This window comes from Aquimarina sp. BL5 (genome assembly GCF_003443675.1).
Classification (GTDB): Bacteria; Bacteroidota; Bacteroidia; order Flavobacteriales; family Flavobacteriaceae; genus Aquimarina.
Window position 1 is genome coordinate 4,736,495 of record NZ_CP031963.1, and the last position, 14,378, is coordinate 4,750,872.

Below are 14,378 nucleotides of genomic sequence, written 5' to 3' on the forward strand. Positions count from 1 at the left end.
CAGTTTATTTTAGCAAACTAACAGGTATTGATTACTGTTACTCTACCTTCACTCGTACTCCTTCAGAATGACTACTAAACTCTGGCGCATACATACTCTGGATCGTAGTGATACCGTTAGAGAAATCTCCTTTATTGTTAACACGTAGATCATATTCAAAAACGTATACTCCTTTTGGTAAATAGTCAAAGAAGAAATTAGTAGAAGCATCTTTGGTGCTTTCATAATATCCTAATCCATCTTGATATTTGTATTGCGAGATCACATTGATCGGTTCTAATCCGGATGCACGCATATCTTTCATGTGCACAAACTCCATTGTTCGATCTGATCGCAATTCTATGCGAACTCTTACCAGATCTCCTAGTTGTAATTGTGTTTTATCAGTGATTTCAGTAATCTCCTCACCAGTATCTGTATTCTTTTTAAGGAATAATTTTTTCTTAAGTTTTAATGGGGTTTCTGCAGAGGTAATTTTATCTAGATTTTCAAAATATTGCCAGTACAAGGCTCCCCATGCAATCCCTTTTCCTTTTTTGGTGATTTTGGCCGTAGCCATATCTTTTTTTATTTCACCACCATTCCATGAAGTTTTAAAATATCCCGTTCCGGCTTCTACTTTTACATCGTCCATCTTGCTTGGATCAATTTTCTGATCGCCCAATACAATCTCTACCATGTCAGTTACAGATAACCAATCACTTCCTTGTAATAATAATGCGTATACTGCCTCTGTAGTGGCTTTGGTAGTTTTCCAACGATTGGTCTGTTTGTTCTTTAATAACCAAATCTTAAGATTATCTACGATCTCTGTTTTTTTAGGCTCCTGCTCAATCTCTGCAAAAACTTCAATCATTAATGCCTGAGTTTCTATCGGCGCTTGATACCAATACCAACTTGCGGTATTCGATTTCCAATACATACCCAATTCTTCGCTAGTGATACTTTTTTCATCTAATGATCTAATAATTTTGGTAGCGGTAGTAGCATCATTATTTCTATTTAATATCAGAGCCAACATTCCCTGCGAATATAAGTTTCTCTTCAGCCAATACTTTTTGGACTGTCCCATATAATACTCCCAAGCCTCGTTAGTGCTGTTAGCTCTTTTGATATCCGAAAAGAAACTACGCATATATAGATAGTGAGTCTGTGTATAACTAAGGTGATCTTTATTGATATCGATCTTATTTCGCTCACAGTATTTCTTTAGCTCATTGTATTCTTTTACAAATTCCTTATCTAGATATCGTACTGCTTTTTGCAGCATATTCTGAGTTTTACCCTCAAATTTTGTAACGCCTAGTTTTTTTAAGTGCCCAAAACCAGCAGCGATATGTTGTGTGATATAGCGATTTTCTCTTCCACCTTTAAACCAAGGAAATGCTCCTGATCCAAATTGTACTTGCTGTAACTTGTTTAATGCACTCTGCAATTCGTTATTCATCTTATTAAGATCAAAAAGTAGTGCGATGCGTTTCTTTTGTTCGGTTTCGCTCTGCGCATCACGTAACCAAGGAGTTTCTTGGATAATCAAAGATTTTAGCTCCTGATTTTTTTCCAGATTACTTAATAAAGCATCGGTATTTTTCCATTGATTAAATACTTCTTGGATTCTGGGATTAGAATTGGCGATATGACTAGCCAATGAATTGGCATAATATCTAGAGAATGTCTGTTCAGCACATTCATACGGATATTCCATCAAGTAAGGTAGAGCCTGTACAGCATACCAAGCAGGATTAGAAGTCATTTCTAAGGTAAGCTTATGATTTTTTAAGGTAGTAGACGTATTATTCTTTAGCTTATCTAGTGTAAATGTTTTAGTCTGATCAGAACGTATCCACATCGGTAATGTCTCTGTTACCAACATTCTGTTAGACAATACAGGTAATACATTCTGTTCACCATCAGAGAAATCCCCTGCTTTGGCTACAATTTTATATTGAACTGTCTGTACATTGTCTGGAATCTGAAGCTCCCAAGATACATTAGTATTTCCTGCTGCTTTTACAGAAAAATCCTGACGAATATTGGTGTTCTGTAAATCTGCATCAATGGACTTTCCTGTTAAGGCGTCTATCAATTGTAATTCTATAATACCCGTAAGATCTTTGGTAGAAATATTAGAAACCTTAGAACTCAGAATAATCTGATCACCTTCTCGCAGGAATCTTGGTGGATTAGGTAAGATCATTAACTCTTTCTGGGTAACAGTCTCTAATACTTGTGTACCAGCATTTAGTTCTTTGGTATGTGCAAGTAGCTGTAACTTCCATTTGGTTAAGGCTTCTGGAGCTGTAAAATTAAAACTTACATTCCCTTCTGCATCCGTAGTTAACTTCGGGAAGAAAAAAGCCGTTTCCTGCAGGTTTTTACGAATTTTAACCCCTTCTAGAGATTGTTCTTTCTTATCGTCTTTTTTATTGCTTTTGTTTTCGACACCAATTGAATCTGCTTCACTTTCTTCTTTCATAGCACTTCCGGCGATAGCAACTTCTTCCATTTCTGCATCCTCTGCAACCATTTCCATGGATGCCATTGGAGCAGGAGCAGATTTACTCAGTCTACTTCTTTTTTGAGATCCGAGATTGTTATAACGATAACTTTGTCCAAAATATAGACCAAACCAATTTAATTGATCATACCCTTGATAACGGAAACTGGTTTTTCTGGTATATCCGTTATAAATATTGAAATTTCCTTGGGTAAAGCTTCTGGTAGCTTTTCGCTGCGAATATGAATAATAAATAGGCCTGTTAATCGGATTGAAATACCATTGATGTGGTCTGAACTGATCCAAAGAAACATCATACATACTTGCTAGTAATTCGGCAGTTACCTTATCTCCCTTTGGACCTTTAACAGTAAAACTCCAGGTTTCTTGTTGTCCCGGCTGTAGTTTGTCTCTAAATGTTTTTGTTTCTATACTAAGTTCTGTGGGTTTATAAGGGACAGCAATAGCTACTGTACCACTTTTGTAAGCATTGTAATTTGCAAAACTATAGGTAACTGCAAATCCACCCAGATCGTCATTATTTACTGGGATTTTTATAGTTTTACTATTATTGGATAAGGTAACAAGTTTGGTTTCGATAATTTTTTGGTTCTTTTCTATATCGACTGTAACAATCATATCTTCTGAAGCAGAGCTTAGCTTTAGGATTACTTCATCTCCGATAGTATAAGAACTTTTGTTTGTTGTAATTTCAAACAATTTATTATCCGGAATGGTATTGTCTGATTGATCAAATACAGTAATATATTTGATGTCTTTTACCTTTTGTCCGAATTTATCTTTAGTAGTAAGTTCTATGATATATTTACCGGTTTCCCATTTTTTAATATTTCCAAGGGATATATCTTTGCTGCCTTTAGCATTGTCTTTGGTTTCTTTAGTGTCATAGGTTTTGTCAAAAACGATGCTTCCCTTTTCCCAGTTTCTAAAATCGTCTTCATTTCCATATGCATCATGAGGGAATAATTTTTTGAATTCTTCTTTGGTAAAGCTACTATAATCTGGTGCTTTCCACGGGCGAGTGCGTAAAGGACAATCTGGAGCTTCTAACTTATGAATCTTTATCGTTCCACTATTTGCTACAAATTCATTGTTTAGGTTTTGCGTAGCGATACTAAGCGTATTATCCTTTTTGGTTTTATCAATTTCGGAAGTGATATTTATGGATGCAGTTAAAGCGTGATATCCAACATTAACGTAGGTTTCGGTACTTCTTGTTTCGCCATTAATATCTGTTACATCTGCAATTACTTTATAGGTGAAAATTGGCTGATTTTCTTTAGCAACACTCTTGTCCGGCAATGCGGCAAATGTAATATTGTATTCACCCGTATCATTCGTCTTGGTTTCTCCATATGTAATTTCCTGTTCTTCAGTTCTGTTTCTAGGATACCAATAACACCAGCGAGGGTATTGTACTTGTCTGTATACTCGATATACTACTTTGGCATTTGTAATATTGCTTCCGGCATAAGCGGTTGCGGTTGCCGTAAGTTTTATACTGTCGTTAATCTTGTAAGTTTCAGTAACCGGGTTAAATTTTGTTTCAAATTTAGGACGTTTATATTCTTCCACAGAAATGGAAGTACTGTTATAATTGTTTGTTTGAATACTATAGTTACCGGTTAATCCTGAAGATGGTACTATAAATTCACCTGCAAAGGATCCATATGTATTCGTTGTGAAATTCAATAACTTCACTTCTTGCCCATTTACATCTATTAATTTTGCAAAAGCTGGTGCATTGGCGACAACTTTAGGATTTTCTTTTCCTTTAGATGCCATCATAATTCCTTTGAAATATACTGTTTGTCCTGGTCTATAAATACTTCGGTCTGTGAAAAGGAACGTGGTATGTCTGGTGCTGGTATCTGGTTTGCTATAATCTGGATAATGATTAAGATATAATCCATTAAAATAAGCTTTGTCAGTTCCTTTGCTTACTGTTGCTAAAACATTGTAATAATAACCTTCTTTAGAAAAAGAAGCTTCTCCTTTTTCATTAGTGATTAAGGTTTGGTTTAAGCTATTTCTTTGGTTGTTAGAAACTAGTTTTATAGTAGCCTTAGGAATTGGAGCACCATTATTCCTGTCGATTATCTGAAATCTTGTTTCGCTTGCTGTGTTGTTTTCAACAAGGGTGATATTGGTAACCTGTAGATTTCCAAAAGAAAATGTGTGTTCCTCACTTAGATCTTTTGTGGTTGATCCTACGATAATGTAACTTCCTTGTTCTAATCCAGGAACAGCAATTTCGGTAGTATGATTTTGATAGTCTTTTTCGTCACGAATTGTGGAACTCCAAGAATGGGCAACGGATAATTTATTCAGAAAAGCGATTTTTTCTTTTTCCTTATAAATTTCTTGAAATGATTTTAATTGACTTTGCTTAACTTTTAGAACTTTAAAATAGAGTAGCTCCAGGTTTTTATAATTTACTAGAATTCTAGATGACTTGTTAATCGGAATATAACTTTCCAATTTAATAGAGTTCACTTGTTTCTCAAGAATTTGATCTTTTAAATGGCTACAATTATTAGCTCCTCTAGATTTTGGATATTTAGTAATAGCTTCTTCGCAAACTTTTAAGGCTTTCTGTAATGTCCATCGATGTGTTTCATTTTCGTTGTGAATATACGTTAATGCCTGCGTTTGGTATAGTATAGCAATTTCATAATCATACAAGGTAGAAGCAGCATTATTTTGGTGTTTTTCTTTTTCTGAAACCAAAGTTGCTAATAGTAGTTCTTGTTTATCACCAAATATAGCATTATCGTAGATAAACTTAAGGCGTTCTATATTTACTTCGATTAAAGCATCAGGTTGCTTATCTCTTTTGTGAAAATTGATAAGGTTTTGATATATTTTTAATGCGTGAAATTGTAACGATAATGAATCTTCCGTTGTAATATTCAATCTAGAAAAACCTTCATAACTTTTTAGATAATCAGGTGAGTCTATCTCAAAAGCATATGCCGGTTTGGTAATGTTGGTTTCCGAAGTTTTATAAAAGGCTAATGCATTGTGTGATAAAAAATCAAAAAGTGTAGGTCTATATATTTTAGAATCTTTGGATAGAGTAAGCATATCATTAAACTCTGCAAGATCTGTTTGTTGGGCTAATAGGCCGTTATTCAATGATTTTTCATAATACAAATGGATTTCGGCGAATAAAGTTTCTAAATCCCAGGTTCTAAAGTCTTCTTTGTCTACTTTTTCTGAAGTTTTAGTTCTGTTATAAAATTGCCATCGATGCTCCTGAAAATATTGCCAATACAGATTGGCTAAAATGCTTTCTAGAATATTTCTTCTGGGAAACTCACTATTCTCGATTTCACTTTTAAATTCCTTAATGATATTTAATTGCGCATTTTCTTCTAATACAAGATTATACTTTGCTTTGTAAATCAGGGTTTTTGTGATCTGGTTGGTGTTGTTTGCTTTCTTAGCTTTGTTATAGATTGCATCTACCGTTTCTAGGGAGGATTTTGGTAACCCTTGCTGATCAAAACCTTCTACTTTTTTCCAATCGTTTTGATAGTTGTCTTGAGCCATCATATAATTTAGGTTTGTAATAAAGAGTATGAAAACAAGAATGATATATTTTTTCATCTGTTTGATTTTTTGTGTTTGTTAAAACAATAATACAAGTCTTATACAAATGTTCATTGAATAAAAACTTGAAGAAAGTAAATAACTATATAAAGCTACATAATTGCAACGATAAATTAGGGAAAACCTTGTTCTGTTTAGTAAATGAGTTGATTTTTCGAGTAAGATAGTTTTTGAGCAGTTGATTATTAGGTGTGTAGGATAATTGGAGTTTATTTTTTTTTAGAACAAAAAAATAAACTCCAAAACTTAACTAGACTTGTTTTATCGTAAATCATAATTCTAACTTCACAATTAATTTTATCTTTACTATTTCGAATCAAGAATATAATTATGCGTGTACATTTTATTGCAATAGGAGGTAGTGCTATGCACAATCTAGCTATGGCACTGCATCAAAAAGGAGATCAGGTAACTGGAAGTGATGATGTGATCTTTGAACCATCAAAATCTAGATTAGATCGGTATGGGTTACTACCCAAAACTTTTGGCTGGTATCCTGAAAAGATTACCGAAGATATTGATGCAATTATTTTGGGAATGCACGCTAAGGAAGATAATCCAGAATTAAATAAAGCACAGGATTTAGGATTGAAAATATATTCATACCCTGAGTTTCTTTATGAACAGTCTAAGAATAAAACTCGCGTAGTCATTGGTGGTTCTCACGGTAAAACTACCATAACTTCTATGATTTTGCATGTATTACATTATCACGAAAAAGAAGTGGACTATATGGTTGGAGCTCAACTGGAAGGTTTTGATACAATGGTTCATCTCACGGAAGACAATGATTTTATGGTGCTAGAAGGAGATGAATACCTTTCCTCACCTATAGACAGAAGACCAAAATTTCACTTGTATCAACCTAATATTGCATTGATAAGTGGTATTGCCTGGGATCATATTAATGTATTTCCAACATTTGATAATTATGTAGAACAGTTTCAGATTTTTGTAGATAGTATTGTTCGTGGCGGTAGCATCAATTATAATGCAGAAGATCCTGAAGTAGTTAACGTTGTTGAAAACTCAGAAAATCAGATTCGCAAAATACCATACACTACACCAGAATATAGAGTAGAAAATGGAGAAACTTTACTACAAACCCCAGAGGGAGAGATGCCTATTGAAGTTTTTGGGGCGCATAACTTGAGTAATTTGGCTGGAGCCAAATGGATTTGCCAACATATGGGGATTGATGAGGATGAATTTTACGAGGCCATAGCATCTTTTACAGGAGCTTCTAAGCGATTGGAGAAAATTGCAGAGAGTGCAACGGCTGTTGCTTATAAAGATTTTGCACATAGTCCATCAAAAGTAAGTGCAACAACTAATGCTGTTAAGGAACAGTATAAGGATAAGCAGGTAGTGGCATGTCTTGAATTACATACATATAGCAGTCTCAATGCGGAGTTTCTAAAGGAATATGAAGGCGCGCTAAATGCTGCCGATGAAGCTGTAGTTTTTTATTCTCCTCATGCTGTAAAAATTAAACAGTTAGAAGAGGTTTCTGTAGATCAGATCGAAAAGGCTTTTAAAAGGGATGATCTTATTATTTATACCAATCCAGACGAATTTAAATCATACCTAAAACAAAAGGATTTTAGCGATTCTGCTTTGTTGCTTATGAGCAGTGGTAACTATGGAGGATTGGATTTTGATGAGGTGAAAGAGATGATTTAGGTTTAAAAATGCTTTTCAAACAATCCATTAACAAAATCAGCAACACTTTTCTGATTGTTTTTGATTAATTCTTGTTTAGCATTATCAATATCAGTAGGAACTTTATCCTGACTAAGTTTAAACTTCCCTTCCCATTGTTGTACTTCAATTTCAAAACAATGTATATACGGAACTAAACGATCCATGCGTGGATCATCTAGTGATAATTTAAAATCTTGATTGGGAGCTTCTAGGAACTCGGTCATAATGACTATAGATTTTTTTATAGACTCAGGATCTTTAACCTCCTTTACAATTCCTGTTGCGTGTGCGATTATATAATTCCAGGTAGGTAATTGTTTTGTAGTATAAATAGATGGCGAAATATAAGTTTGTGGTCCCTGAAAAATGCTAGTGATAGGGTAGTTATTCTTTAATAAGTTTACATGCGGGTTATTGGCATCGATGTGTCCCACAAGTTTATCCTCATGAAATATAAGAGGTGCGTGCGTAATAAAAGGTTTTGTTCCTTGTGCAGAAATTATGGTAGCAAATGGATGTGCAACTGCTACACTTTTAATATTTTCTACATTATAGTCTTGGTGATGTTTTGGTGGATACACAGACTATATATTAAATTGTTGTAAATGATGATCCAAATGCTTGTATTGCATTTTACCCCATTGATCTTTTGTGAACTTTCCGAACATAGGATGTGGATCCCATTCGGAAATAGTTCTTTTTTCAGAGAATTCGTTTATCAATTTTAATAAAGTCTGTTTTTCTTCTTCAAAAACTTTTGCGTCTACTACTTTAAGTTTTGGATGTGTTGGTAAGCTTTTCTTCCAAGGTTTATCATTATACATTGCTTTTTTAAAGAATAACTTAGCCAGTAAACTAGGTTTCATTGGGGGGTGTTCCTTTTTCAACGCGATTTTAAGTGGAAATTGACAATGATAAAACATTTGAGAAATATCCATCTTGCCCCACGCCTGAACACTGTTATTAGACAATTTATGAATACGATCTTCTATTTCGTTTTTTACAGTTTCATCAAAGAGGGATTTCATATTTTATATTGTTTAGTATCCAATACTCAAAAATAACAGAATTATTTTAAAGATTGGATATAGAAATCCTAAGCTATTATTAAATAACTCTTCAATAAGATAAAAAATAAATGAATTTTACTAACCTACTTTTTCGAAAACAAGTTTTAGTATACCCTCTAAATCACCATTAGCAGAAATATCTGCAGGTGTTCCTAGATTCATCATCAAGGGTTGATCCTTAATTTTTCCTTGTAAAAAGTATTGAAAAGTATTACCGAATTTAAATTTGAAACCTTTCAATTCACTTCCAAAAGAAGTAAAAATAACTTCGCTTCGTTCGTCTTCACTCTTTCCTTCTGCAAAAGCACTAATGGTAGCGTAAAAGACATCTTTTAACATATCATCGCTATAATAATCCCATTTTATAGATGTTCCATTACAAGCTTGTAATTCAAACTCCGATTGTGCTTGGCATCCTCTGGGTACTTGTATGTGGTTTCCTACTAGGTTTAAAAAGCTGATACGCTTAGTGTCTTGTCCATAGAAACCAATAGTAACTAGTAATAATACGAAAGTAAAAATGTTCTTCATAAATAGGTTAATTTGAAGTTGTTAAATTCAATGTTTTTAGATTATGGGTGGTCAAATATAGTAAAACTTTCATTTTCAAACAAATATATATTTAATCAATCTGTAAACATGGATATAATAAGCAACATTTATTGCTATATTTTGGATAATAATATCTTGTATTTGAGATAAATAGTTTATACTTATGGCTTAAAATGTTTAGGGAATAAAACTGTGTTAAAAAATTTTATGAGTGAACATAATTCTTCATTTTCTATCAGGGAATGGGATGAAAATGATCGTCCAAGAGAGAAATTAATGGTTAAAGGGAAGAATGCGCTGAGTGATTCTGAATTGATTGCTATTTTGATAGGTTCAGGTAATCGCGATGAAAGTGCTGTAGCATTAAGTAAGAGAATTTTAGCTAGTGTGGATCATCAAATCAATTCATTAGGAAAACTCTCGGTAAAACAGTTAATGAAATTTAAAGGTATAGGAGAGGCAAAAGCAATTGCTATTGTTGCTGGATTAGAACTAGGTAGAAGAAGGAAGGAAGAAGACGATCCGGTGATGTATAAAATCACTAGTAGTAAAGATGCATATAATATTCTCAATCCTTTTATAGGAGATTTAGAGCACGAGGAGTTTTGGGTGCTTTATTTGAACAATTCAAATAAAGTGTTACAGAAAAAACAGATTAGTATTGGAGGGAAGACAGGAACATTAGTGGATCCCAGAATTGTATACAGATATGCATTAGAGTTTGGTGCAACTTCTATAATACTGGCTCATAATCATCCTAGTGGATCGTTAATCCCAAGTACATCAGATAAAGCACTGACTCAAAAGCTAAAACACGCAGGAGTAAGTTTAGATATAAAATTATTAGATCACTTAATAATAACAGAAAAGGAGTATTTTAGCTTTGCAGATGAAGTAATGCTATAATTAGAAGTATGCTATTAGTTTATGTTCAAAAAATAACTCCCAGAGTATCTTATACGTTTCGGCATATTTGTAAACGAATTTTGGGATTAGAAGTTGATTTTGCTTCTAAGATAGAATCATTCATTGCGCATGACGGACCTAAACTGTCATATGGTAAGCAGCCATTGGGAAAAGAACTTTATTTTCAGAGTGTTGATTTGCTTTTTGAGCACGGATTTAATGAGGTAGATATTCAAGTTTTTCCTTGGGAAGATACTCAGTGTTTTTTTCAGGTAAAACACTCTGATGCAGTATTGCCATTCGATATTTTTGCAGCTACGTTTTATCTTTTAACTAGATACGAGGAGTATCTTCCGCATGTAAAAGATGAACTTGGAAGATTTACGGCTACAGAAAGTATCGCGTACACAAACGGATTTTTGGAAGAACCGGTTGTTGATATATGGGTATATAAATTCAAGAATGTTTTAAAAGAAAAATATCCAAATATAGAATTTCAGGAAAAGCAATTTAGTATTCTTCCAATTTTATACATAAATCAAACTTTTGCATATTGGCAAAAAGGAATTTTAAGATCAATAGGAGGAGGGGTACGCGATCTTTGGCAGTTAAAAATTAGTGAGGTAACCGACAGGGTTAAGGTAATGTTAGGGTTGAAAAAAGATCCATATAATACTTTTGACTTTGTTATTGACTTACAAAAAAAGAATGTCAAAAAATGTATTATGTTTTTTGGTCTAGGTGATTATACTAATTATGAGAAAAATATCAATCATAATAATCCAGAACATAAAGGAATCATTAAACACGTTTCGGATTATATAGATATTGGACTTAAGGTGTCTTATGAAGCTATTTCGGATTTAGTGGTGTTAAAAAAAGAGAAAATGAGAATTGAGAATATTGTAAACAGACAGTTGCAATATTCGTTATGCGCTTTTTATAAAATAAAGTTACCCGAAGCCTACAGAAATTTTATAGAACTAGAGGTAAAAGAGGACTATTCTATGGGGTATCCAGGACATTCTGGTTTTAGAGCAGGAACCTGTACACCTTTTATGTTTTATGATCTGGATTATGAGGTACAAACACCATTGGTAATACATTCTTTTTGTTGTACTCCCAAAAGTTTTGAGAATGCCGAAAACGAATATGCTGTAAAGCAAGAGTTAGATGCTTATATAGAGAAAATTAAAAAAGTAAACGGGTTATTTATTCCGGTTTTTAGTAATGGTTTGTTTAGTGAGCTTAATGAACAAACTTATTGGAAATCGATATTGGAATTTATTTGGAACAAAGATGAAAATAGAAAAACTTGATCACATATTTTTTGATTTAGATCATACACTTTGGGATTTTGACAAAAATTCGGCTTTAGCATTTCAGTTGATGTTCGATAAATTTGAAATTCAGATTTCTATTGATCAATTTTTATCAGTATATCAACCGATAAATTTACGTTACTGGAAATTGTATAGAGAAGAACAAGTAACGAAAACAGAACTTCGTAGAGGACGTCTTATAGAAGCGTTTGCTGTTTTTGGTAAACAATTGTCATTAGAGGTTATAGATGCTTTGTCTGATGATTATATTAATTTTTTACCTCTTAATAATTATTTGATAGATGGTGCAAAAGAATTATTAGAGTATTTAATGCCAAAATATAAGTTGCATATTATTACTAATGGTTTTAGAGAAGTGCAACATACAAAACTTACTAATGCTAAAATTAAACATTATTTTAAGACCGTAACCAATAGTGAAGAGGTTGGTGTTAAAAAACCTAATCCTATTATTTTTGAACATGCACTAAAGATTTCCGGCGCTGATGTTGATAGAAGTTTGATGATTGGAGATAATTATGAAGCGGACATTATCGGTGCAGAAACTTTGGGAATCAAGACAATATGTTTTAACTATCATCAAGAGCAATTACCGGCAAAAGCCATACAAGTTTCTGCATTAAATCAGATAAAAAGTTACATTTAGTAATAAATATTTGTATATTTTCGTTATTACTAAACAACTCCCCCCAGATGAAAACAAAAAAAACCTATGCATTGCTGCTATTTGTTGGCGCAATTTTAATAACTGCTTCTTGCGTCAAGGAGCTAGATTTTGAGCAACTCGATGATGTTGTTCTTACACCTGTGTTTGAAGCAGATTTTATTTATTCAGAATTTGATGTAGAAGATAATATTCCTCAGGGTACTCCTCCAAATACTGAATTTACCATTCCTCCAGAAGTTTTAAGAGATACCATAAATTACGATTTAGTAGGTACGGATTTCGCTATAGATAATTTAGATAGAGTAGAGTTAACCATGGAGGTTCGAAACACTATTCCAGCTGCATTCACGATCCAGTTTCAGTTTTTAACACAAGCTGGTCAACCCATTGGACAATTATATAGTATCCCGGTACAAGCGGGATTAGGAGAAGGAACAGAGCCTGTGATATCATTTTCTGATCCGAATCCAATAGTTTTAGATAATGCTACCTTAAATCAATTAGCTTCTGCTCAAAAAATAGCTACAGAGATTATTGTTCCAACTTTAAATTCTGATCTAAGAGGAGCTTTGCAGATAAGATCAAAGGCTAGTTACTATGTAAATTATCAATTATGAGAGTCCTACTATGCCTTTTAGGTTTGTTGGGATGCTCATTATATTCTCAGAATAAAGAAACCTTATACGATTTTACAGATTTGCCTCAATCGTTAATGCTTAATCCAGGTGCGGATGTAGATTTTAAGTATCACGCAGGAGTTCCATTTCTATCTCAGATACATTTTAATGTTGGATTTAAAGGAGCTTCTATTTATGATGTTTTTGCTGATGACGGCAGAGATATAAATGATAAGATTGAAAATACAATAAACAAGTTAGGAAGCAATGATTTTTTTACGCTTACACAACAATTGGATCTCATAAATTTTGGTTGGAGGAGTAAAAATGATGAAAGTTTATATTATTCTGGAGGTGTGTATCAAGAGCTTGATTTGATTGTCTATTTTCCAAAAGATTTTGCAGTATTGGCATATCAAGGGAATCAAGATTTTATTAATGTTCCGTTTCGATTTTCTAATATTAGCACTACAGGAGAGTTCTTGACCGTATACCATTTTGGTTATAATAAAAAAGTAAATAAGAAACTTACGTTTGGTGCTAGAGCAAAACTCTATTCTAGTATATTTAATTTTCGAAGCACAAAAAATAGAGGAACTTTTACTACGATAGAGACGCCGCAGGGAAATAACATATATCAGCATATAATTAGTGATGCGGATGTGAGTTTACAAACAGCTGGATATGCTTCTTTGCGCGACATTGAATCTGAAGATAATGCTGATGGGGCGAAACAAGTACTTAATAAGTTTTTAGGAAGAGCATTTCTAGGAGGAAATTTAGGCGTTGGTGTAGATGTTGGATTTAGCTATAAATTAGAAGATCAGTGGACCGTTACTGGCAGTATGACTGATTTAGGAATGATTTTTTATACAAAAGATGTCGAGACTTACAGAGCCAGAGGTAATTTTGTTTTTGAAGGATTAGAGACTCCGATTACGGATGAGAATGGTCAGGATGTTTTAGACGAGTTAGAAGATGCAATACCTATTGATACTCTTAATACAAGTTATGCAGCTTTACGCCCGTTAAAACTTAATGGTTCTATTAAGTATTCTTATAATAAATATGATGACGGTACCTGCGATTGTAATGATCCTCCTTATCAGGACGCTTTTGGATTACAGATTTTTACGCAGTTTAGACCAAAAAGACCACAGTATGCAGCATCACTGTTTTATTATAAGCGCTTATCTAGTTTTCTAAGAACAAAATTGACATATACAGTCGATGATTATTCTTATAAGAATATTGGTTTTTTAATGTCTACTCATATTAACAAAATTAATTTCTATATTTCGGCAAATAATCTTTTAGAATATTCTAATCTTGCTGATGCTAGGGGAGTATCGGTTCAATTAGGATTTAATGTAATAATGTAATGAA

Annotated in this window: 10 protein-coding genes; 6 read left to right on the plus strand and 4 right to left on the minus strand. The window is 33.3% G+C overall.

What is annotated here, in order from left to right; genetic code table 11:
* Positions 1–37 precede the first annotated feature (37 nt).
* Positions 38–6,130 carry an alpha-2-macroglobulin gene (locus tag D1818_RS19740; RefSeq protein WP_118461020.1) on the minus strand — a complete coding sequence of 2,031 codons (6,093 nt, stop codon included), beginning with the start codon at positions 6,128–6,130 and terminating at the stop codon, positions 38–40.
* 333 nt (positions 6,131–6,463) lie between these two features.
* Between D1818_RS19740 and murC the strand changes: the two genes are divergently transcribed.
* Complete coding sequence (murC, locus tag D1818_RS19745) at positions 6,464–7,816, plus strand: UDP-N-acetylmuramate--L-alanine ligase (RefSeq protein WP_118461022.1); 1,353 nt, start codon at positions 6,464–6,466, stop codon at positions 7,814–7,816.
* Between the two features lie 2 nt (positions 7,817–7,818).
* Here the strand turns inward: murC and D1818_RS19750 are convergent, their stop codons facing one another.
* From D1818_RS19750 to D1818_RS19760, 3 genes are all read right to left on the minus strand, one after another.
* Positions 7,819–8,418: an FMN-binding negative transcriptional regulator gene (locus D1818_RS19750; RefSeq protein ID WP_118461024.1), complete on the minus strand. Its 600-nt coding sequence runs from the start codon at positions 8,416–8,418 to the stop codon at positions 7,819–7,821.
* A 3-nt stretch (positions 8,419–8,421) separates the two neighbouring features.
* Positions 8,422–8,865 carry a DUF1569 domain-containing protein gene (locus D1818_RS19755; RefSeq protein ID WP_118461026.1) on the minus strand — a complete coding sequence of 148 codons (444 nt, stop codon included), beginning with the start codon at positions 8,863–8,865 and terminating at the stop codon, positions 8,422–8,424.
* A 120-nt stretch (positions 8,866–8,985) separates the two neighbouring features.
* Positions 8,986–9,438: a hypothetical protein gene (locus D1818_RS19760; RefSeq protein WP_118461028.1), complete on the minus strand. Its 453-nt coding sequence runs from the start codon at positions 9,436–9,438 to the stop codon at positions 8,986–8,988.
* Between the two features lie 228 nt (positions 9,439–9,666).
* Between D1818_RS19760 and radC the strand changes: the two genes are divergently transcribed.
* Genes radC through D1818_RS19785 form a run of 5 tightly spaced genes read left to right on the plus strand, consistent with a single transcriptional unit; the run spans position 9,667 to position 14,374 of the window.
* Positions 9,667–10,365, plus strand: a complete 699-nt coding sequence (gene radC, locus D1818_RS19765; RefSeq protein ID WP_118461031.1) for a DNA repair protein RadC — start codon at positions 9,667–9,669, stop codon at positions 10,363–10,365.
* 8 nt (positions 10,366–10,373) lie between these two features.
* Positions 10,374–11,684: a polysaccharide deacetylase family protein gene (locus tag D1818_RS19770; RefSeq protein WP_118461033.1), complete on the plus strand. Its 1,311-nt coding sequence runs from the start codon at positions 10,374–10,376 to the stop codon at positions 11,682–11,684.
* The gene (locus D1818_RS19775) at positions 11,665–12,354 is read left to right on the plus strand and encodes a YjjG family noncanonical pyrimidine nucleotidase (protein WP_118461035.1); all 690 of its coding nucleotides are present in this window, start codon (positions 11,665–11,667) and stop codon (positions 12,352–12,354) included. Before D1818_RS19770 ends, D1818_RS19775 begins: the two co-directional genes overlap by 20 nt.
* A gap of 47 nt (positions 12,355–12,401) precedes the next feature.
* The gene (locus D1818_RS19780; RefSeq protein WP_118461037.1) at positions 12,402–12,992 is read left to right on the plus strand and encodes a hypothetical protein; all 591 of its coding nucleotides are present in this window, start codon (positions 12,402–12,404) and stop codon (positions 12,990–12,992) included.
* Complete coding sequence (locus D1818_RS19785) at positions 12,989–14,374, plus strand: DUF5723 family protein (RefSeq protein ID WP_118461039.1); 1,386 nt, start codon at positions 12,989–12,991, stop codon at positions 14,372–14,374. The genes D1818_RS19780 and D1818_RS19785 overlap by 4 nt, the downstream gene beginning before the upstream one ends.
* The last annotated feature ends 4 nt before the right edge of the window (positions 14,375–14,378 follow it).

Excerpts from the sequence above, each read along its gene's own strand:
- D1818_RS19740 (WP_118461020.1), bottom strand. The coding sequence starts at position 6,130 with ATGAAAAAATATATCATTCTTGTTTTCATACTCTTTATTACAAACCTA.
- murC (WP_118461022.1), top strand. The coding sequence starts at position 6,464 with ATGCGTGTACATTTTATTGCAATAGGAGGTAGTGCTATGCACAATCTA.
- D1818_RS19755 (WP_118461026.1), bottom strand. The coding sequence starts at position 8,865 with ATGAAATCCCTCTTTGATGAAACTGTAAAAAACGAAATAGAAGATCGT.
- D1818_RS19760 (WP_118461028.1), bottom strand. The coding sequence starts at position 9,438 with ATGAAGAACATTTTTACTTTCGTATTATTACTAGTTACTATTGGTTTC.
- radC (WP_118461031.1), top strand. The coding sequence starts at position 9,667 with ATGAGTGAACATAATTCTTCATTTTCTATCAGGGAATGGGATGAAAAT.
- D1818_RS19770 (WP_118461033.1), top strand. The coding sequence starts at position 10,374 with ATGCTATTAGTTTATGTTCAAAAAATAACTCCCAGAGTATCTTATACG.
- D1818_RS19775 (WP_118461035.1), top strand. The coding sequence starts at position 11,665 with ATGAAAATAGAAAAACTTGATCACATATTTTTTGATTTAGATCATACA.
- D1818_RS19780 (WP_118461037.1), top strand. The coding sequence starts at position 12,402 with ATGAAAACAAAAAAAACCTATGCATTGCTGCTATTTGTTGGCGCAATT.
- D1818_RS19785 (WP_118461039.1), top strand. The coding sequence starts at position 12,989 with ATGAGAGTCCTACTATGCCTTTTAGGTTTGTTGGGATGCTCATTATAT.